The organism is Pseudomonas sp. ADAK2 TE3594, from assembly GCF_053628675.1.
Window position 1 is genome coordinate 3,520,627 of sequence record NZ_JBRJGV010000001.1, and the last position, 20,441, is coordinate 3,541,067.

At 58.4% G+C, this 20,441-nt stretch carries 20 protein-coding genes; 7 read left to right on the forward strand and 13 right to left on the reverse strand.

Going from position 1 to position 20,441, the window contains the following annotated elements; translation table 11 throughout:
• Window position 1: 1 nt before the first annotated feature.
• Window positions 2-373 carry a hypothetical protein gene (locus AB7M22_RS15525; protein ID WP_454186967.1) on the reverse strand — a complete coding sequence of 124 codons (372 nt, stop codon included), beginning with the start codon at window positions 371-373 and terminating at the stop codon, window positions 2-4.
• Between the two features lie 521 nt (window positions 374-894).
• Here AB7M22_RS15525 and katG point away from each other — a divergent pair.
• Window positions 895-3,183, forward strand: coding sequence for a catalase/peroxidase HPI (gene katG / locus AB7M22_RS15530; protein ID WP_454186968.1), 2,289 nt, complete (start codon window positions 895-897; stop codon window positions 3,181-3,183).
• Window positions 3,184-3,596: 413 nt separating this feature from the next.
• On the opposite strand, the gene AB7M22_RS15535 is transcribed toward katG, so the two are convergent.
• The 6 genes from AB7M22_RS15535 to AB7M22_RS15560 all read right to left on the reverse strand — a co-directional run bounded on the left by AB7M22_RS15535 (window position 3,597) and on the right by AB7M22_RS15560 (window position 9,027).
• Window positions 3,597-4,490, reverse strand: coding sequence for a tyrosinase family protein (locus AB7M22_RS15535; protein ID WP_454186969.1), 894 nt, complete (start codon window positions 4,488-4,490; stop codon window positions 3,597-3,599).
• Entirely contained in the window at window positions 4,487-4,948 is a 462-nt protein-coding gene (locus AB7M22_RS15540; protein WP_454186970.1) for a hypothetical protein, read from the reverse strand. Before AB7M22_RS15540 ends, AB7M22_RS15535 begins: the two co-directional genes overlap by 4 nt.
• An 81-nt stretch (window positions 4,949-5,029) precedes the next feature.
• Entirely contained in the window at window positions 5,030-6,625 is a 1,596-nt protein-coding gene (locus AB7M22_RS15545) for a DHA2 family efflux MFS transporter permease subunit (RefSeq protein ID WP_454186971.1), read from the reverse strand.
• Window positions 6,622-7,719, reverse strand: coding sequence for an HlyD family secretion protein (locus AB7M22_RS15550; protein ID WP_454186972.1), 1,098 nt, complete (start codon window positions 7,717-7,719; stop codon window positions 6,622-6,624). Before AB7M22_RS15550 ends, AB7M22_RS15545 begins: the two co-directional genes overlap by 4 nt.
• Window positions 7,720-7,817: 98 nt before the next feature.
• The gene (locus AB7M22_RS15555) at window positions 7,818-8,231 is read right to left on the reverse strand and encodes a cupin domain-containing protein (RefSeq protein ID WP_454186973.1); all 414 of its coding nucleotides are present in this window, start codon (window positions 8,229-8,231) and stop codon (window positions 7,818-7,820) included.
• A gap of 43 nt (window positions 8,232-8,274) precedes the next feature.
• Complete coding sequence (locus AB7M22_RS15560) at window positions 8,275-9,027, reverse strand: SDR family oxidoreductase (protein WP_454186974.1); 753 nt, start codon at window positions 9,025-9,027, stop codon at window positions 8,275-8,277.
• A gap of 258 nt (window positions 9,028-9,285) precedes the next feature.
• On the opposite strand from AB7M22_RS15560, the gene AB7M22_RS15565 reads away from it, so the two are divergent.
• Window positions 9,286-10,875: a winged helix-turn-helix domain-containing tetratricopeptide repeat protein gene (locus AB7M22_RS15565; RefSeq protein ID WP_454186975.1), complete on the forward strand. Its 1,590-nt coding sequence runs from the start codon at window positions 9,286-9,288 to the stop codon at window positions 10,873-10,875.
• Between the two features lie 137 nt (window positions 10,876-11,012).
• Here the strand turns inward: AB7M22_RS15565 and AB7M22_RS15570 are convergent, their stop codons facing one another.
• The 3 genes from AB7M22_RS15570 to AB7M22_RS15580 form a co-directional block, all read right to left on the reverse strand.
• On the reverse strand, window positions 11,013-11,711 hold the full coding sequence (locus tag AB7M22_RS15570) for an ion channel (RefSeq protein WP_454186976.1): 699 nt from the start codon (window positions 11,709-11,711) through the stop codon (window positions 11,013-11,015).
• Window positions 11,712-12,024: 313 nt separating this feature from the next.
• On the reverse strand, window positions 12,025-12,711 hold the full coding sequence (locus AB7M22_RS15575; protein WP_454186977.1) for a glutathione S-transferase family protein: 687 nt from the start codon (window positions 12,709-12,711) through the stop codon (window positions 12,025-12,027).
• A 69-nt stretch (window positions 12,712-12,780) separates the two neighbouring features.
• Window positions 12,781-13,527 carry an SDR family oxidoreductase gene (locus tag AB7M22_RS15580; protein ID WP_454186978.1) on the reverse strand — a complete coding sequence of 249 codons (747 nt, stop codon included), beginning with the start codon at window positions 13,525-13,527 and terminating at the stop codon, window positions 12,781-12,783.
• A 134-nt stretch (window positions 13,528-13,661) separates the two neighbouring features.
• Between AB7M22_RS15580 and AB7M22_RS15585 the strand changes: the two genes are divergently transcribed.
• From AB7M22_RS15585 to AB7M22_RS15595, 3 genes are all read left to right on the forward strand, one after another.
• Window positions 13,662-14,549 (forward strand): LysR family transcriptional regulator, encoded by an 888-nt coding sequence (locus tag AB7M22_RS15585; RefSeq protein ID WP_454186979.1) that lies wholly within the window; start codon window positions 13,662-13,664, stop codon window positions 14,547-14,549.
• A gap of 329 nt (window positions 14,550-14,878) precedes the next feature.
• Window positions 14,879-15,358 (forward strand): hypothetical protein, encoded by a 480-nt coding sequence (locus AB7M22_RS15590; protein ID WP_454186980.1) that lies wholly within the window; start codon window positions 14,879-14,881, stop codon window positions 15,356-15,358.
• A gap of 91 nt (window positions 15,359-15,449) precedes the next feature.
• Window positions 15,450-15,788 (forward strand): hypothetical protein, encoded by a 339-nt coding sequence (locus AB7M22_RS15595; protein WP_454186981.1) that lies wholly within the window; start codon window positions 15,450-15,452, stop codon window positions 15,786-15,788.
• 471 nt (window positions 15,789-16,259) lie between these two features.
• Here AB7M22_RS15595 and AB7M22_RS15600 read toward each other — a convergent pair whose 3' ends face one another.
• Both AB7M22_RS15600 and AB7M22_RS15605 read right to left on the reverse strand, forming a co-directional pair.
• Complete coding sequence (locus AB7M22_RS15600; protein WP_008013664.1) at window positions 16,260-16,790, reverse strand: DUF2867 domain-containing protein; 531 nt, start codon at window positions 16,788-16,790, stop codon at window positions 16,260-16,262.
• Between the two features lie 120 nt (window positions 16,791-16,910).
• Window positions 16,911-17,531 carry a DJ-1/PfpI family protein gene (locus AB7M22_RS15605; RefSeq protein ID WP_454186982.1) on the reverse strand — a complete coding sequence of 207 codons (621 nt, stop codon included), beginning with the start codon at window positions 17,529-17,531 and terminating at the stop codon, window positions 16,911-16,913.
• A gap of 126 nt (window positions 17,532-17,657) precedes the next feature.
• Between AB7M22_RS15605 and AB7M22_RS15610 the strand changes: the two genes are divergently transcribed.
• Complete coding sequence (locus tag AB7M22_RS15610; protein ID WP_454186983.1) at window positions 17,658-18,212, forward strand: TetR/AcrR family transcriptional regulator; 555 nt, start codon at window positions 17,658-17,660, stop codon at window positions 18,210-18,212.
• Window positions 18,213-18,388: 176 nt separating this feature from the next.
• Here AB7M22_RS15610 and AB7M22_RS15615 read toward each other — a convergent pair whose 3' ends face one another.
• Window positions 18,389-19,330, reverse strand: a complete 942-nt coding sequence (locus tag AB7M22_RS15615; protein ID WP_454186984.1) for a LysR family transcriptional regulator — start codon at window positions 19,328-19,330, stop codon at window positions 18,389-18,391.
• A gap of 96 nt (window positions 19,331-19,426) precedes the next feature.
• Here AB7M22_RS15615 and AB7M22_RS15620 point away from each other — a divergent pair, with 96 nt between their 5' ends.
• Window positions 19,427-20,191: an SDR family oxidoreductase gene (locus AB7M22_RS15620; protein WP_454186985.1), complete on the forward strand. Its 765-nt coding sequence runs from the start codon at window positions 19,427-19,429 to the stop codon at window positions 20,189-20,191.
• Window positions 20,192-20,441 lie beyond the last annotated feature (250 nt).

Sequence of the window (20,441 nt, forward strand, 5' to 3'; positions counted from 1 at the left end):
TTCAACCCCGCGTCGAGCGCTTGGGCGCCAGGCGTTGCTGCCAGTTGCCGGCATGGGTGCGCTGACATTGTTCTTCAGAATCAAACTGCACATGGGCCGCTACCGGGCTGACGAGAACATCCGCTTCACTTAACGCCACGGCCGTCAGTTCGACCATGCGCTCGCCCTGCCCGTTCACCAGCGCCTGAGCCTTGTTGGCCTGTGTATCGAACACCCAGATCACCCGCAGGCTGGAGGGAAAGACCGCGTAATCGATTTCGTGGGTCAGCCAGCAGAACCCGACTATTTCCGCTTTGGCGGTTTCACATGCCTCGGTCAGGGTGGCGACCAGGCGACGTTCGATATGGGCCTGATCGCGTTTGCTTAAAGACATCGGGTAAGGGTCCTTGGGTGGGCGTCGAAAGGAAGGGGCTCATCATACGATACCGATTGGCGAATAACGGAATTTGGGCTGAGCCGAGAGCGGCTGTGTCTGGGCTGCCGTCTTCGCGGGCAAGCCTCGCTCCTACAGGGGTATCACACAGTCTGTAGGAGCGAGGCTTGCCCGCGAAGAGGCCAAAACACCCGCCGAAAATTCATGCTCTGGAAACGATTGCGACGGGCCAGATAAAAGAAAACGCCTATCACCCCCCAATACTCCACCTATTAGCTGACTGCTTTATAGGCGTCTAACCTTACTGGAGCGCTGGCGTGAGCCGGCCGGTTGAGACTTGATAAAAAATACGAATGAGTCAGAAGCGTACTAGGCTTGCCGTGGGCCACCGTACAGGCAACTCGATTGCTGCTATCCAGATTTCCCGTGTGACCACAACGATCGGTTGATCGAACGGCTGCAGCCTATGTCATTGATTTCACTCGTCGCTATTTAACGCCCACCCCGGGCCGGATAGCCGGATGAATACGACCAAAGGTAGTGCACACATGGCAAATGAATCGAAATGCCCGTTCAATCACGCCGCCGCGGGCGGTGGTACGACGAACCGCGATTGGTGGCCGAACCAACTGAACCTGAAGATCCTGCACCAGAATTCGCGGCTGTCCGACCCCACGGACGAAGGCTACAACTACGCCGAAGCGTTCAAAAATCTGGACTTTCAGGCGCTCAAGCAAGACCTGCATGCCCTGATGACCGACTCGCAAGACTGGTGGCCTGCGGACTTCGGTCACTATGGGCCGCTGTTTATTCGCATGTCCTGGCACGCCGCCGGCACGTACCGCGTCGGTGACGGTCGTGGCGGTGCCGGCTCCGGTCAGCAGCGCTTCGCACCGCTCAACAGTTGGCCGGACAACGTCAGCCTCGACAAGGCGCGCCGACTGCTTTGGCCGATCAAGCAAAAGTATGGTCGCAACATCTCCTGGGCCGACCTGATCGTCCTCACCGGTAACGTCGCGCTGGAATCCATGGGCTTCAAGACCTTCGGTTTTTCCGGCGGTCGGCCAGACGTTTGGGAACCGGATGAATCCGTCTACTGGGGCTCGGAAAACAAGTGGCTGGGCGGCGACACCCGCTACGAAAAAGACAAAAAGGAACCCATGCAAGAACCCGGCGAAGGCCCACTCGTTGCTGAGCCGGGGGAAAATGAGGACAGCCGTACCGAGGGAGGACGCAACCTGGAAAACCCGCTCGCCGCGGTGCAAATGGGTCTGATCTACGTCAACCCGGAAGGCCCGGAAGGCAACCCGGATCCGGTCGCTGCTGCGGTGGACATCCGCGAGACCTTCGGGCGCATGGCGATGAATGACGAAGAAACCGTGGCACTGATCGCCGGTGGCCACGCCTTCGGCAAGACCCACGGCGCCGGCCCTGCCGACAACGTCGGTGCCGAGCCCGAAGCCGCTGGCCTCGAAGCTCAGGGCCTGGGCTGGAAGAGCACCTTCGGCAGCGGCAAGGGCGGCGACACCATCACCAGCGGCCTGGAAGTGACCTGGACCACCACGCCCACCCAGTGGAGCAACAACTACCTGGAAAACCTGTTCGGCTTCGAGTGGGAACTGACCAAGAGCCCGGCGGGTGCCAACCAGTGGACAGCGAAAGGCGGTGCTGGCACGGGCATCATTCCAGATGCTCACGACCCGTCGAAGCGGCGTAACCCGACCATGCTGACCACGGATTTGTCGCTGCGATTCGACCCGATCTATGAGCCGATTTCACGGCGGTTCCTGGCGAACCCCGATCAGTTGGCCGACGCGTTCGCCCGCGCCTGGTTCAAGCTGCTCCACCGCGACATGGGCCCCCTCTCCCGCTACCTCGGCCCGGAAATGCCCAACGAAGAACTCCTGTGGCAAGACCCCATTCCGAAGGTCGACCATGCCCTGGTCAACGACAGCGACGTCGCTGCACTCAAAGGCAAACTCCAGTCCTGCGGCCTGTCGGTCTCGCAACTGGTGTCGACTGCCTGGGCGGCAGTCTCCACCTTCCGCGGCTCCGACAAACGCGGCGGCGCCAACGGCGGGCGCCTGCGTCTGGCCCCGCAGAAATTCTGGCAGGCCAACCAGCCTGAGCAACTGGCGAGCGTACTGGCGAAGCTCGAGAGCATCCAGAACGAGTTCAACAGCAGCGGCAAGAAAATCTCGCTGGCCGACCTGATCGTGCTGGCCGGTTGTGCCGGCGTCGAACAAGCGGCGAAAAATGCCGGCCAGACCGTGACGGTGCCTTTCACACCGGGCCGGATGGACGCCTCGCAAGAGCAAACGGATGTCGAGTCCTTCGGGTTCCTCGAACCCGCCGCCGATGGCTTCCGTAACTACCTCAAAACCCGCTACAGCGTACCGGCCGAGGCCTTACTGATCGACAAGGCGCAACTGCTGACACTCACCGCGCCAGAAATGACCGCGCTCATCGGTGGCCTGCGGGTGCTGAACACCAACGTCGGACAAACCCAACACGGCGTCTTCACGAAACAGCCGGAAGCGTTGACCAACGACTTCTTCAAAAACCTGCTCGATATGAGCGTGGAATGGAAACCGGTGTCGCAGGCCAATGAAGAGTTTGAAGGCCGCGATCGGAAAACCGGCGACCTTAAATGGACGGGTACGCGTGTTGATCTGGTGTTTGGCTCGAATGCGCAGTTGAGGGCATTGGCTGAGGTCTATGCCTGCGACGATGCGAAGGAGAAGTTTGTGAAAGACTTCGTTGCGGCTTGGGTCAAGGTGATGAATCTGGATCGGTTTGATCTCAAGTAACGCGAGCAGTACTGCCGAAAACCCGCAACGCCTCCCTGTGTGGAGGCGTTGTGCTTTTTGCTGATCGCAGGAAGAGACTAAACGGGTGAGATCGTGGCAAGCGCACCAATCAAAATGGTCAACACCAGAAATCCACCCAGGAAAAATGCCATCTTGCCCATGGGGCCTCCTACGTAATGAGTTTGCGGTGCAGCGACTGACGCGACTGCTGACCGTGCTGTCATTGTGAGCCGGAGGCTGGGTGCATTACAGATGCAGATAGCCTGGAAAAATACGGATCAGCCCGACACCGACCCGAACAATCCCCGCCCCGTAGGTGAAAATCAAAAGATCGCAGGCTTCGCCAGCTCCTACGCCGACCGCATACACCCCTGGGGTACGCCATCTCCGTAGAAGCCTTGGCCCGCTCGATGCTAAAGCAAGTCACTCAAGGTGTCGTACTTGTAATACTGGCCGTAATTCAAGACATCTCGAGGTGTCACCTTTTCCGGGAAAGGGCTGTACATCGGGTCATCAATCCGATGGAACTTGAGCGTATCCGGGGCATTTCCCGCAGGTACGTATGCGGCGGCGGGATGCTTCGCTTGCCATGCAGCCCAGAGCCGGTCGACGTTGCAATGATGCAGAAAAAACACTGGGTCATTCGGCGAGGACGACAATCCCATGTCACCACCGACCCACACATGGACGTTGTTATGAATGCGTTCTTCGCCCGCCCATCCCTCGATGCTGTTGCGCGCACCACCGGTGGACTGCGCCGCGTTGTAGGGCGCTTTGTCATACACCGGGTTTTCATCGATGACCTTGCGCACATTGGCTCGGCTGGGCAGCGACCCACCGCCGCCCAAATAACGCACCAGGGGGCGGTTTACCCCGTCCAGATCCATGGTGCGGCCATTACCCGTCAATCGCACCCGCCACTTCCCATTCACGAACTGCCCAAGGTACTCATCGGACCAGATGAGTGAAGTCCTCGGGTCCTGAAGTTCCGCGTCAGTGTTCCAATCCCAGTACGGGACTCGAAAGTGCGGGTCGTTTATCGCCTTGCGAAGCAAGGTTTCCAGGCGCACGAGGAAGTAGCGATGCCACGGCAAGAAGGATGGCCCGCCATGCGCGGCATTCCTGGCCATCTGCCCGGCAGGTGTTGAAATCATCATGGCCCGGTGGTGCCAGGCCACGAAGGAGTCATAAATCGAGAGGTTGGCCTGCCCGGGCCAGGGATTCTGCGCGGGGTCCTTGAGTCGCTTTACCCCTTCGACGTATTTCTTAAGCGCCGGGAGATCTTTGACCGCATTAGACCTGATCATGATGTGCTCCGTGCTCCGTGCTCATGGTGGACGGGGTGGTCTGGGTGCTCTCCCCCGTCGCCATTGTCCTTGGCGAAGGATTCCGGATAGGCATCGATCACCGCCGTCATCAAGTCGAGCGCCGATCCGTAAGTGACGAATGGGGTGGCGTGCGTATGGACCTGGCCCGCATCGTCCACAAACAGATGCGCCTGGACCGGAGCCCCATCAACCTCCACCTGGTAGGTGGTCACGATCCGGACAAGATGCCCTTTGTGGTTAATCTCGCGAACCGTCCTGGCTTCATGCCCTGCATGCGGGTCCACGTACTCAGGAAACTGCTCCTTGATCCACGCAGGGTGCGTTTTGTCGGGATCGGTGATGGATATCTCTGCGAGAGCACCTATGTCAGGCGGGCTCAATAGCACGTTGGTTTTTGTGCCCGCTGGTTCGGGGCTGGAGACATTTTTCCCTGTCATGATTCCTCCTGGAGTGTGCCCCCGGACGGTTGCCCAGACTGGCTGGAGAAAGTGTAGTTGGTCCTTGGCCGGTGGACTGCCTCACGCGACTGCTCGTGAAGCGCGCACTTTCTCGTATCGCGCGAATCCGATCTTGATGCCGACCAGAATGGGGGCAGCGATTACAAAAAGCAGGGCCACGGCGACGAACGCTGTGTCGAAGGCAATCACCGTGGACTGACTTGTCACCCACCGGCCCAGAAGGCTCGTCGCTGCCCGGCCAGCGGCCGCTGCATCCATTCCTTTCACGGCCAGCATGGCTGTCGTGTTCGTCATCCGCTCGATGAGCGCGGCCCCTCCCGGGGTGACGTTGGCGCCGAGGACCACGGCATTGGTGACGACGTTATGGTCGATCAGTGTCTGGAGCCCTGCGACCCCAATAAGGCCACCCAACTGGCGCCCCGTATTGAAAAGGCCTATTCCGCCAGCGAGGTTTCGGCTGTTGAGGTGGCTGAAAGCGATCAGCGTGATCGATAGAAACAGGAAGCCAAGCCCCAACCCGCGCAACAGGATAGCCGCCATCATGTCGTCCGCGCCGCTTTCGCTGGTCGAACCGGACAGCATCCACATCGCCACCATAATCATCAGGATTCCAAAGGGCACGGTGGCGAACGGCGCAACGCGGTGGGCCTGCATGAGATAAGCAGATATGAGAAGTGCGCCGACAAAAAACGCGCCACTGGGCAACAGCAGCTGACCGGCATCGGTAGGCGTGAACCCGAGGACCGACAGGGCGAACGCCGGAATCAGGAACGCGCTGCCGAACAAGGCGGCGCCGGCGACAAAACTGACGATAAAGGCGAAAGAAAAATCGCTCGTTTTGAACAGGGTGAAGTCGAACAGCCCCTGCCCTTTGGCCAACACTTGTTGACCGAGAAATGCCAGCAGAGCGGCTGCGCCGATCACCGTTAGCCAAAGGATGCGCGGCTCCTCGAACCAGTCCCATCGGCTGCCCTGGCTGAGGACGTAGGTGAAACACAACAGCGCGGTAGAGATCAGCGAGAAGCCGATCCAGTCAAACGGACGCTGCCGGGCCTTGGCGGGCATTGGGCCGCCTGCGATCAGCACAAGTCCGCTAGCCGCCAAGGCAATCGGGACAACACTGAAGAAGATCCATGTCCAGGATTGGCTATCGATCAACCACCCTTGAAGCGCCGGGGCAAGCGTCGCGGGCGCGACAACGGAGCCCATGGCAAACAGCGCCTGGAGGATGGGTTGATGGGGCCGCGGAAAAGCGCGAAATATGATCGCTTGGCCCCCGACCAGCAGGGTGCCACCGGCGAAGCCCTGAATCACCCGAAGTGCAACCAGCAGATCCAGCCGAGCGGTGATGGCGGCAATGCCACACGCCAGGCCCATGACCAGGGTTGAGCTGATGATCACATGACGCGCAGCGAAACGGTTCATCAGCCAGGGGGCAGTCATGAACCCGATCAGCTTGAGCGCGATGTAGCCGATATCCAACCAGGCAAATTCATCAGGCGTTGCATAGGTGTCGCCGATGATGTCGCTGCGCCCGAGCGACAAAACGGTGCTGGCGATCGCTTCCGTCAGCGTGGCCAGCACGATGCCCGCCATGAGCAGGACACCGGTCGTAGCGCTGGCGTTGCTCCGCGTGGCGCTGGCAACCGTGTTCATGAGTCGTCCCCTTGCGCAACCTCGACACGCGCGGACAGACCAGGGACGATGCGGCCCGGCAACGGGTTGTGGGCAAGCCGGATTTTTACCGGAACCCGCTGCACGACACGCACAAAGTTTCCTGTTGCGTTGTCTGTGGGCAGCAAGCTGAACGCCGACCCACTACCCGGCGCAAAGCTGTCGACCACGCCTTCAAGTGCTCCGTCGGGATAGCCGTCGACCGTGATGCGCACGCGCTGACCGGGGCGGATATGTTCGAGTTGGGTTTCCTTGAAGTTCGCCACGACCCACACATCATTGACCGGCACGATATCGAGCAAGGCCCCTCCCGGCGTAACGAACCGGCCGACGCGGACCTGACGATTACCGATAACGCCATCAACAGGCGCGTGTACCACGGTGCTGTCGAGATCGATCTGGGCCAGATCGCGCGCGGCCTGGGCCTGCGCCACAGCAGCAACGGCAGCTTCTCGCTGGGCCACGAGGACGGTGATGCGTTGCTGTTGAGCCTCGACCGTTGCCGACGCGGCCGATACCGTCGCCTCGGCTCTGGAGCGTGCCGTGCCGGTTTCATCGACCAGGGCCTGGCTGACCGCGTGGCTGACGATCAGTTTTTGGCTGCGATCATGGGTCTTGGTCGCCAGATTCATCTCGGCGGCGGCCGAGCGGCGCTGGGCTTCGGCCTGTCGAATCAGGGCACGCTGAAGCTGGGTTTCGGCATCGACATGGGTCAGGCGAGCCTCGGCAGCGCTGACATTGGCCACTGCCTGCGCGAGCCGTGCGCGATAGTCCCGATCATCAATCCGGAACAGGACGTCACCCGCCCGGACGGTCTGGTTGTCCTCGACCTCTACCGCCGTGACATAGCCAGCAACCTTGGCGGCGAGCGAGGTGAGGTCGCCGCGCACATAAGCGTTATCGGTGGAGGTCGAACCGCTCGAAAACGCCATGGCCCATCCGCCCGCGACCACCACCACGGCGCCGATGCACAGCAGGATGCCGATCATCTTTCTCTTGCTTTGCCGCGCCACCACGACAGGGATCTCGGCGCTTGCGCCGGTGGCAATGGCGGCCTTGTCCTGAAGCGAGTTCATGTTCTTGTTTCCTGTTCAATGCCAAGGATCCGCAGCAGCCACAGGACGGCAGTGACCTGCCGCCCGGCTGTCGAGCGTCGATGAGCGCGTTGATCGGCTCACTTTTTGATGGGCGTGACGAGCACCTTTTCGTTGCTGTCGAGGACGAACACGGCCAGCAGGCGTGCAGGTTTCGTGTCGCTGGCGTTGGCGCTGACTTCGTGCACGGAGCCCGGCTCCTCTACGAAGTTTTCGCCGACGTTGTAGATCTTTTCCGGCTCGCCTTTGACTTTGATGCGAAATGAGCCCTCCAGGACCGTTGCATAAATGAAGGCCGTTTTCGGATGGGTGTGGGACGGCGACGCGGCGCCCGGCCCATACTCGACCAGCACGCCCTTCATGCTCTTGCCAGGGATGTTGGGAATGGGCCGATCGAATACGACCGTCACCTTGCCTGCGGGCGGCTCGGCGGCCGACGCTGCGCTGATCGACAGCGCTGCGAAGGCAGCGGCCAAGAGATATCGGGTAAGCATGGCGATGCTCCTTGGTGCGTAGGTGGTGTGAGCGCGCGGTCCGTTACCGAGCCGTCGACTGAGCGAGCCAGTCCTCGAAGCGGATCGCGCCCAGGCGTGGGTTCTTGCCGGGGGTCAGCGATTGATCGTCGAGCACCGAACCGAAGTAGCGCGCGTGCACGTCCGGCACGACCTTGCGCGTGTCCTGAGTAGCCCGCAGGAAGCGCCTGACCAGTTCGTCGAGCGGCATGGCCTCGGGGCCGGCAACTTCGACCGTGCCATTGACCGGCGCTGCCAGCGTGACCTCGGTGAGCGTCGCCACCACGTCGTCGGACGCCATCGGCTGGATCAGTGCCGGCGACAGGCAAATTTCCTCGCCGACGGTGGCCGCCTGCGCAATGCCACCGACAAACTCGAAGAACTGCGTGGCGCGCAGGATGGTGTAAGGAATGCCGGACGCCTCGATCAGGTTTTCCTGCGCGACCTTGGCCCGGAAATAGCCATTCTCGGGAAGCCGTTCACTGCCGACGATCGACAGGGCCACGTGATGGCGAACCCCAGCGGCCGCCTCGGCAGCCAGCAGGTTACGGCTCGACGTTTCGAAGAAATCGAGAACGGCCTGGTCTTCCCACGAAGGCGCGTTCGCCACGTCGACGACAATATCGGCGCCATCCATCGCCTGGGCCAGGCCCTCGCGGGTAATGCTGTTCACGCCCGTGCTGGGGGCGGCTGCGAGCACGTCATGGCCGCGCTCGCGGAGGTTCTGCACAAGTTTCGATCCGATGAGGCCGGTGCCTCCAATGACGACGATCTTCATGGTTTCTCTCCGCTTCTCGACGGCAACCATTGCTGTCGATGTAGATCGAGAGTGCCATCGCGCGTCAGGGACGTCCTTGTACCCGCCTTGAGTTTGCCTTCAAGGAAGCTTGGTTTTTCGTCCAGAAAAACAATTATTCGACGGGTCTCCCTTGCCGCAAACGGTGCAGCGGGTCAGGCGCTGCCGTATTATCGATACCTCTTACCAACCGCCAGCTCAGACACGGAGTCGAGGGCGTTCGATCAGGGGATCCTCACCTTGCAATTCGTGTTTGAAGACTACGTGCTCGATCAGCAGCGCCGGGAACTGACCTTGCGCGGGCAAGTCGTGGCTGTCGGGCCGCAGGTCTTCGATCTATTGCTGCAACTCGTCAGCAACCGCGATCGCGTCATGAGCAAGGACGACCTGCTCAAGGCCGTGTGGAGCGGTCGGATCGTCTCTGAGTCGACCATCACCAGCCACATCAATGCGGTGCGCAAGGCCATCGGCGATACCGGCGAAGAGCAGCGCCTGGTGCGCACGGTCGCCCGCAAGGGATACCGCTTCGTCGGCGAGATCAAGGTGGATGAGGTCGGGGAAACGCGACAGCCTGACATCGAAGAACCCACGCCCGTGGACCTGAAGCAAACGCCTGCGCCCACGCTCGTCCTGCCGGACAAACCCTCCATTACTGTCCTGCCCTTCCACAACCTGAGCGGCGATCCGGAGCAGGAGTATTTCGCCGACGGCATGGTGGAGGACATCATCACCGCCCTGTCGCGTATCCGCTGGCTGTTCGTCATCGCACACACTTCAAGCCTCACCTACAAGGGTCGGGACGTGGACGTCCAGGGCGTCGGCCAGACGCTCGGCGTGCGCTACGTGCTGGAAGGTAGCGTGCGCAAGTCCGGGAACAAGGTACGCATCACCGGGCAGCTGATCGACGCAACGACCGGGACGCATATCTGGGCGGAGCGCTTCGAAGGCATGCTCCACGACATCTTCGAGCTGCAGGATCAAATCGCCGAAAGCGTCGTCGGTGCCATAGCGCCGCAGCTGGAACGGGCGGAAATCGAGCGCGCCAAGCGCAAACCGACGGAAAGCCTGGACGCCTACGACTATTACCTGCGTGGAATGCCGAAACTGCACAACGGCACCCGCGAAGCCATCGAGGAAGCGCTGCCGTTGTTCTACAAGGCCATCGAGCTCGATCCGGAGTTTGCCTCGGCCTATGGCATGGCAGCCTGGTGCCACTTCTGGCGCAAGTTGAATGGCTGGATGACCGATCGGCCTCAAGAGATCGCCGAGGGCGCACGACTTGCGCGTTTGGCGGTGGCGCTCGGCCGGGACGATGCGGTGGCGCTGACGCGAGGCGGACATGCACTCGGCCATCTCGCCGGCGATATTGATGGTGGCATTGCCCTGCTCGACAGGGCACGCCTGCTCAACCCCAACCTCGCCCCCGCCTGGTACCTGGGCGGAATCCTGCGTGCACTGCGCGGTGAAACCGACGCCGCCATTGCGGATTTAACCCATGCCGTTCGCTTGAGTCCGCTGGATCCGGAAATGTTCAGGATGCAGGTTGGAATGGCGCTCGCGCACTTCGTCGCCGGGCGCTTCGATGCCGCTTCCGCCTGGGCGGAAAAAGCGCTGGGTAACCTGCCCTGCCTCCTGGCATCGGTTGCCCTGATGGCGGCCAGTCATGCACTCAGCGGACGCATGGACAAAGCGAAGCAAGCGATGCAACGTTTGCACGAGCTGGATCCGTCCTTGCGCGTCTCCAACCTGAAAGACTGGTTGCCAATCCAACGTCCTGAGGATCTTGCGCGGTTTGCCGATGGGTTGCGGCTGGCTGGGTTGCCTGAGTGATTGTGGTTCGGTGAGCTGCGAATTGATTGCTAACACCAACACGGGAATTCCCTACCGCAGGAGCTGCCGAAGGCTGCGATCTTTTGATCTGAAAACAGAAAAGCCCGGTCGCTGGGCCATCAGCAATCGGTCGTCCGTCACTTAGCCTGATTCGATGGATAAAGACCGGCAAAACGAGCGATCACAACACCAACGTAAAAGACGCCTGAAAACTCTTCGACCATTACCAGTGAGCGGGCGTGATTGGTCAACGGGATAACATCTCCGTAACCGGTGGTTGTGAGCGTCGTGAGGCTGAAATAGATTAATTTGAAAAACGTGCCAGGCTGTGCGAAGTCGAGGGGGACAGGACCGAATGAGCCAGCGCTGTATATCTCCACCAGGGCATAAACGAAGGACCAAACGAAAGCCAGCATGATGTAACCCGCCAGCGCGCCATGTAGCTTGCCCGCTGTAATTGGCCCCCGCTTGAGAATGTAGAGAAGCACTCCGCTAAACGAAACGGCAAGAGACGCCGTATACGCTATCCCGGCAAGGCTAAGAATCGCGATACTCCCTGCCCATAACGCCGTCCATTGAAGGCCAACCCCAAGCAACGCCAGGCCCAGTTTGAGAATGAACCCCCGCCGAGTCTGCCTGGCGGCGAAAGCCCCCACGAGTAGCACGATCGAAAAAAGAATGCCGAGCAAGGTACGAGCAAATATACCTTCCTCAAGAAAGGGAAACAGAAGGATCAACCCTAGCAAGAGCAGCAATAGATAGGTGTAGGGACCTTTCCCCATAATCACCTGAGCTAAATCCTCGTCGGGTTCGGCTTTATTTTGAGGATTTGTCATATCGGTTTCCCAGAGGCTGACGTAACGCTCGATATCTGACCGTGCACAGTTGAAATCTGACTTGGCTTTAGAGTAGTCGGCGGTGAAATCCTTGAGTGGCGGCTATGGGTTGAATTCTGCCTGTAAGGAAGGGCAGCTCTCGGCCAAAACCTGCCATGGAGCGCCAACGAAAGCTCAGATCGCTATCCGTTGTATAGGCACTTTCCTGAAGAATAGGAAAGCGGGCCTCCTGCAAATTCGCAAAGGAGACCCAGCTCCACGGTCGCACCAGGCTAAGTCCCGCCATACGAGACACTGGACTGATATTTATGACTCATCTGACTAAAATGGCCTTCACCTCCAGCAGATGTTTGCGTAACCGGTCTGCATAATCCTCGGCGACAGCAGCCTGAACGCTAGCGCGATTGGCCAGTGCATGACGCCACTCGGCAATGCGACCAAGTCCATCAAACAATGAATGACTTGGTTCGAATCCCAGTATGTCGAAGTAGCGAAAAACTGGGGCTACAGCAATATCCACCATACTGAACGTCTCGCCAGCGAAGTACGGCCCCTCCATCTTTTCACCGCCAAGTCTCTCCAGCTTTCCCCTCAGCGCTGAAGACTTACCAAGCGCTGTCTGCTGATCCGTTGCGTTCAAATATCCCCATGCATCAGCAAGCATACCAGTGGCGAATTCGATCCAAGCACGGTGTTGAGCACGGGAAATTGCATCTTTCGGGTGCAAAGCGGGCTCCGGATACACCTGTTCGATGTATTCACAGATAGCCACGCTCTCGAAAAGTACGGTCGCTTCCTCATCGCCTTTTTGCACCATTAGAAGCGGGACTTTGCCCGTTGGCGACATGACCCGAAACCAGTTGGGCCGGTCCTTCAAATCCACATCAACCCGTTGAAATGGAGCCTCTTTTTCGAGGAGTAAAATTGCTACTCGCTGAACAAACGGACAAAGCCCGTGGCTAACAAGCGTGAGCCGTGATTGCGACATTTGAATACCCACTGTTATTTCGACAACACCCGCTTTCGAGCGGGAAGCGGGCTGTATAGAAGTGAAGTTGTGACTAGCCCATTAAAGCGAGCGCCCACCATCAACAATAATTTCCGTTCCGACCGTCCAACGAGACTCGTCCGACGCGAGGTACAGCACCGCCTTAGCTACTTCTTCAGGCGTGCCAAAACGGCCAAAGGGTATAGTCGCAGCAATATCTTTGTTGACCTGCTCGCGGTAGGCATCGGGGATACCCGCCTTGTCGTACAGCGGTGTGTCGATCGGACCAGGGCTGACCGCATTTACTCGAACACCACGCGGGAGAAGCTCGCTAGAGAGCGTTTTCGACATGTTCAGAAACGCCGCCTTTGTTGCGGCGTAAATGGATGAACGCGCGGCGCCCAGGTGCGCACTGACCGAGGTGTTAAGAACCACCGATGCAGGGTTGGAGAAGACCGGCAGCAGTGCTTGCAGGAGGAAGTAAGGGCCTTTGACATTGATGTCAAAGGAGCGGTCAAACATCTCCTCGTTCCAGTCTTCGATTGGCACCCAGACGGATACGCCAGCATTGAGGAAGGCAACGTCGAGCTGCCCGTAATGAGACTGAACAGCCTGCGCCAGCTCCTTCTGGGCTGTGACACTGGCGGAGTCGGCTCGCAGCACCAGGACTTCGCTACCTAAAATAGCTTGAGCATTTGCCATGGACTCAGGATTAACACCTGTGACGATCACGCGTGCGCCTTCGGCGAGAAATTGCTTGGCGGTCTCCAGACCGATGCCGCTTGTACCGCCAGTGATGAGGGTACGCTTGCCTTGTAAACGGGACATGTAAATTTCCTCTCTTTTGGGGCGGCCAGCCGGACGACTGACCTTCTGAGAGCAACTATGTATTCATGCCAGCGCGCTGATAAGATGGGCAAATAGAATAGATCTCATGCAAAATCTGCATGAAAAGGGGCGTGATGGACCGGTTGTTACTGATGAGCTGTTTTGTACGCGCTGTCGAGACAGGTAGTTTTTCTGCTGCGGGACGTGATCTAGGACTAGGGCAACCGAACGTCAGTCGTTACGTCGCTGCTCTTGAAGACCATTTGCAAACCAGGCTGCTTCACCGATCCACACGAAAGCTGATGCTCACGCCCGAGGGTGAACGGTACTACGCAGATGCGCGGCGTATTCTGGACTCAGTGGAACAGTCAGAGTCCTCACTGAGAGGGAACGTAACGCCGTCTGGGTTACTGCGCGTCGCTTGCCCGACCGCATTGGCTCACACCTTCATCGTACCGCACGTCGCGAGCTTTCTAGGGCGCTATCCCGAACTGTCGCTCGATCTTCAAATCAATGATCGCTACGTCAATTTAGTCGACGAGGGGGCAGAACTCGCGATTCGTATTGGGCACCTGGAGGACAGTGCAATGCGAGCCCGGCCACTAGCGTGGTTCGAGCGTGTGTGCGTTGCCAGCCGTGCGTACCTGGAGAAACGTGGCTCTCCCTCTTCGCCTGATGACCTGAAGGAACACGACTGCCTCATTTATACCCTCCTATCCACTGGAACCAACTGGCGGTTTAAGGATACTGATGTCCCGATCTCCGGACGACTGCGTGTCAACTCGCCTGAGGCGATACGTGAGTACGTCAATGCAGGATTGGGAATCGCGCAGGGGCCTCAATGGCTTTATGAGGAAGGGCTGAGAAGTGGCAATCTTCAATTGCTGCTTAACGAATACGTGGCGCCACCCGTCCCGATCCAAATCGTATACTTAGCGAATCGGCTGCTGCCCCAGCGAGCCATCGTTTTCATGGATTTTATGGCGGATGTTTTTGCTGCATTCCATGAGCGCCCTAAATAGCCTCCTAGCCCACGCCCAAGGTGCGAACGGAGAACCATCAGCATGACGGCCCCTTGGGCGAAAATCGCTGCACACTCACCATTCTTGCTCGTCAACGGGGCTTTAAGTAGTCACACCGGACTGCGGGGCTTGCCTCTCAAAAGTGTCCTGATTTATTGCCAACGCCGATTTGATACATCTCTAAATCAAAGGTGCAACGCTCATCGCATGCGGTTAAGAAAACGGGGGCAGATTTATTTATTTGGATCACCGACCGCTTCTGGCCGGAAGTGGCCCTCCGCGAGATGCACTATCGGCCAGAATCGGACGCTCGGCCCCAAAGGAATACGATGAAGAGAAAAACAAGAAAGGCTGCACTTTTGGCTAGCAAAACCGGGTCCCAGTCTGAGCCTGACTGGACGTTCGACCCTGATCGCATGACCCGAATACCCGATTGCCATTCGATCATCGAAGTACTTCGACGCATCAAACACGGTGAACCTGAATGGGCGCACCGAAACGTCACCCTGTGGTTTCCCGGTCCATCGAATGCCTGGGTTCTGGTGTATTCGCTTCGGGATGCCAGGGCTTCGTGCTTTGACTTCATGTACACCCACAAAGAGCCACCTCAGAAAGCGTTGTCTGAACTGCTAGGGAAGTATCCAGAATGCACGGTTATCGATTGGTCGGCGGGACGCTTGGCCTGCATCGAGGCCGAGGGTGTGGATGTTGAGACGCTAGCGGAAATTATCCAGGATGTTGCTGAGGCTGTTTGGGATGAGCACAGCTCGGTCGTCGATGCTTCGTATGAGGAAATGAGCAGAGCGTGATCCGAAGCGCTTATGCATGGACCCGGTCTTGAGCAGCAATCGGCCAAGAGCGCGTGGTCCGCAGGCCACCGTAATCGAAGGATTGTTTGTAATGAACCACCATAACAACGACTTGAGGGCCGATTTCATAGAGGCGCTCGAGGAAATCACCGAGCTGATGTCCATTGCATACGAACAAACCGGCCCAGTACCGGATGACCATGCGTTAGCTCAGGCAGGTTTAGAGAATGGTGGTGAAATCGTTCTGGATTATGTCGATCACAACGAGGCTGGAATAGCGTTCGAACACCTGCTTTACATGATTCATGAGCCACCACTCATTGTTTCTGAAAAATGCACAAAGGTATTGGCCCGAATCGCAAAGACTCTGAAGATGCCGTTTACAGGGGACGAACGCAGCCGCCTACGAAGGGCAGCTTTTGGCCGATAGTTGCATCTCGCGGAGGGCCACTTCCGGCCTAAAGCGGGCGATCACGACCGGCAGCTATGGGTCCAGAGTGTGTAAAAACGCTTCGCTGGAATCTGGCTCTCCCCTGACGAAGACGGCGAACTGCTCCCCTGCTGCATCTCCCTCGGCCCCACCGCAGATGCCGCCCGAAACCTGAACGAGCCTGGTAGTGAATGTGTATGGATTTTCTGGGCTATGTCCCACATTGAAGCAATGCAGGTTTACTACGACTTTCTGGATTTCGGAACATATCGAACCGAGTTTCCAGAGGACTCGATTTCTTGAACATCTTCCAGGTGGAGAAACGGCTGTTCCGCCTCCCTGGATAGCGTTTGAGGGGTACAACCCTTCGTGGTGGCGAGGAAATATGCAAGGCGCCAAGGGTTACTACAACGACAACTACTTCGCTTGGCCAGGCTTGCCAGAACAGCCTTTCGATGGAAGGGTTAGACCTCAGGGGCAGGTAGCCAGAGGCCAACCGACGCGCGCTGCACGGAGGAGACTGGCCTTAACAACCAAGCGGTGAAATGGGGCAATAACGAAGATGTAGGCCCGGCCTAGACGGTTGTGGCACTGGACCACGGTTGAAAAAACCAGTTGGCGACTGCCTTCTGGCTCTGCCTCTCCAGAACATAGGATCGATATCCGGAAGTCGAGGTGCTTGTCGTCCTCTCCCAACACGATTTCAGTCTGGTTCGTGCTGTAGACCTTGAAGATTCCAATCCGATTAGCAAGTGTTGCCAAATGTTTGGCTGTCTTGAGACCAAAACAGGCAACGATAGTGTCTCGGACTTTCATGAGCCATCCGATCCAGGATGGCTGGTGGGAAAGGATGAATCGAGCTAGCAAATCTGGATTGCCAGATGTGCCCGCAGGGAGCCGAATCGCAAAAGCGTCCGCCAGGTTCATCGACTTGTAAAGGTGGGTGATGCCGGACCTCGAGGGGACTGGCACGGACATAATGAGCTCAAATTCTCGGGGCATCGGGGATCTCTTCTGAGTTCTAATTACTAATTAGACGACATGCCATGTCGCGTTTCTTGTTGCGATGGTTTGTCGGCGGTTTTTTTTCCATAGTCCAGAGCCTCGCTGAGCGAGCATGGATTAACTGGATGTTGTTGAGGCGCCAAATTCTCCTTGTCGGATACTGAGCCCGATCAAGGCATCATAGAGCTCTTGCTGCCCAGCTGGCAGAACAGGGAGCAACGTCGCACGGCGCTTGTCGACATCGAACCAGGATTCAACCAACCATCCCACCAGATAGAGCGCCGAAAGGCATCCGCCAGCGGTTGCAACGTTCCCCTGGCACACAAGAGGCTGGTCCAAGGTCTCAAGTCCCAGAGCTTGCAAGCTCGATCGTGCCTCCGGGTGTGTAGTTGCCTGGCCGCTGAGCAGCCCAAGCCGTTCGAGAATGAAAGCTCCGGCGCATATGGAGCCGATTCGCTGGCGTCTGGTGTCAAGTTCAAACGACGGCAGGAAATCTGGGGCGGCAAGTGCAGCGGGTATCCCTTCCTTGCCGCTGACGAACAATACCGCGTCGGCACTATTGGCCTCGGAAAGCGGACCGTGCACCGAAACAGGCAGGCCGTGCGCCGATCGCACGATAGAGCTGGAGCCCAATATTCGGACGTGCCAGTCCTCAGTGTTGCGGCCTAAAATGTCCCACATCAGGAACAGGTCGATATCAGTGAATTGGTCGAAAGCAACCAGAACGATTTTCTTCAAGGCGAGCTCCATGAAAAGTGCTGGCGTGCAAAACGCAACGGCCATCTTTGCTGGTGTTCGCAGCGTATCAATCGGTTGTGCACCATACACAGTCTGTATGGCGCTAAATATGGAGCGAAATAACGGGTGAGAAAACTAACTCGTAACCATTGGATCGCGGCTGGTTTTGAGGCCCTCGACCAAATTGGGCATATTGGCGTTTCGGCCGAGAGTCTATCGCGCCGATTGAATGTGACCCGCGGATCGTTCTATCACCATTTCCGCAATCGCGAAGACTTTGTCCGTACCTTGCTGGCCGCTTGGGAAGAAGACTACACGGAGCGCATGCTCGCTTATGCGGCGCAAGGTCGCAGCGCGGGCGAAACCTTGAAACGCTACTTGTGTATTGCCGCTGAGAAACAACCTGGGCGGGAAGTTTCCATCCGAGCCTGGTCGCTGCACGATCCGTTGGTAGGCGAGTTTCAGCAGCGTGTTGACACAAGACGACTGGACTTCGCGATACGGACGTGCCGCCGCTTGGTCCATATGCCAGGCGAAGCAGAAGTGATTGGTCAGGTGGCCCATCTGTGCCTGATTGGTGGTCAACAGGCAGGGCTGCGGCGTGATGCCGCTCGCTTCAACAGTTTCCTGCATCGAGCCTTTTCACTTTTCGAAGGGGCTCTTCCACCGTGGCGGGCCTAAGTCATGAGCTAAATTGGGTAACTGAATAAATAGAGGTCGCGTGCCATCCGTACGCTTCCGTCAGCCTTGGCCACCTAAACGGGACGAGGCTTCTTATTGCGCATCACAATGAAACAACGCCCTCACCTACTCCTGCGGATCGACCTGATCCAACACCCGATTCACCGACAACGGCCCTACGCCTTCGCTACGATCTCGTCCCACGCGGTAGGGCTGGGAAATAGCTCGGTCAGGAAACCCACAAACGCCTTCACATTCGGGCTGCCTCGGCGGCTCTCTGGCCACAAGGCCGTGATGGAGGAACGGTCGACTGCGAACTGTGGAAATAGCGGCTTCAGTTCTCCCCGTGCCACATAGGGCGCGGCGACATAGGTGGGTGAAATGCCAATGCCACCGCCAGCTGCAAGCACTGCGGCAACCGCATCGCTGGCGTCGATGACGATGGATGCGTCGGGCGCTATCTCCACCATTCGGTCCCCCACGCTGAATGGCCAGCGCAGCGCTTGGCCCGAACTCTGGTAGCGAAAATTCACGCAGTCATGGTCGGCCAGATCGCTGAGTTCCAGCGGCGTGCCGCGTTTGGCCAAATAGGCTGGCGAGGCAAAAGCGCAAATTCGATGCGGTCCCAGCGTACGAGAGATAAGTCGCGAGTCAGCCAGGTTGCCCACGCGCACGGCCACATCGATGCCTTGCTCAACGATGTCCGCAAACTGATCGCCCAGGCGCAGGTCGATGGCGAGCTTGGGGTAGCGCTCGCGAAACCTGGGAATCGCTGGCGCCAATATGTTCAGCCCGATAGGCGGTGGCGCTGTCACTTTCAAGGAGCCGGAAGGCTCGGCGCGCGAGGCTACTGCGGCCTGCTCGATGTCCTCTACCTCGCGCAGAATTCGTAGCGCCCGTTCGTAAATATCCCGGCCTTCAGGTGTCAGGGTCAACGAACGGGTGGTGCGGCTGAATAAACGCAGCTCGAAATGTTGCTCCAGGCGTTGCACGCTTTTGCTGATAGCGGACGGCGACACAGATAAATCGCGGGCTGCAGCGGTGTAGCTGCCTAAAGAGGCAGCGCGGGCAAAGGCAATAAGACCGGTAAGGCGGTCTAACCCTATTTGTTCCTTCATGGCACTAGTAAAGCGACTTATGCCCTGATTATCAATGTTGACTCGAGTCTTTAGTCTTTGCCCAACGACGCCATTCAGGAGTCAAGGAGATCGACCATGAGCCATTCCACCACCCTCCAAACCGCATTTACCCAACAGCTACCCGCTCATCTGGAAGGCCGCACGGTGGTGATTTTCGGCGGTACATCCGGCATCGGTTTAGCCGCCGCTATTCAAGCCAAAGCCACCGGGGCATCGGTGACCGTGATCGGTTCCAATGCCGAGCGCGCCGAGCAAGCGGCGACAGAACACGGGCTCGCCGGCTGGCGCGCAGCGGATGTCACCAACGGCGATGCCGTCTACGCCGCCTTGGCGGACATCCCTCACGTGGATCATCTGGTTCTACTCGCCGGCACATTTGTGGCGGGCAAAGTACTGGACGCTGAAATCGACTACCTGCGTCGGGCGTTCGAAGAGCGTATATGGGCTTCGTTGCACGCCATCCGCGCATTGGGAAATCGGTTGTCCAAGGACGGCTCCATCGTCTTTATCTCTGGCTGTTTGGCCGACCGGCCCAACGCCCATGGCACCGCCGTGATCGCGGCTGCATCGGCGGCAATGGAAGCACTGGCACGTGGCCTGGCCCTGGAACTGGCGCCCATCCGTGTGAACACTCTGTCCCCAGGCCCGATCAACACCCCCATTTTTAGCAAAGCCCTGGGCGAGGGGCGCGATGCGTACGTGAGCACATGGGAGCAAGTACTGCCGTTGCATCGCATCGGTACCGCCGCTGAAGCAGGCGCTGCTACCGTTTTCCTGATGACCAACACCTTTATGAACGGCGCCACGCTAAACATCGACGGTGGCGCTCGGCTGGTCTGAGTGACCTGCCTCGCACTGAGTCCATTTCAGGAACAACGCCATGACTTCGTTGGATACGTTACGGTTCAGGATTGCTTGCGCCCGGAAGCGGCCTGTTTTCTCCATTGCGTAAGATCAAAAGCTCGCGGCTAAAGCCCTCCTATAGGTGGAGGCTTTAGCCGCGATATTTTTTGAGGGCAGCAGGAGGTCCGCTTATGGCTGCGACGGGCAGTAATTTGGCCAGAAACGGACACTCGAACATTTGCGAGCA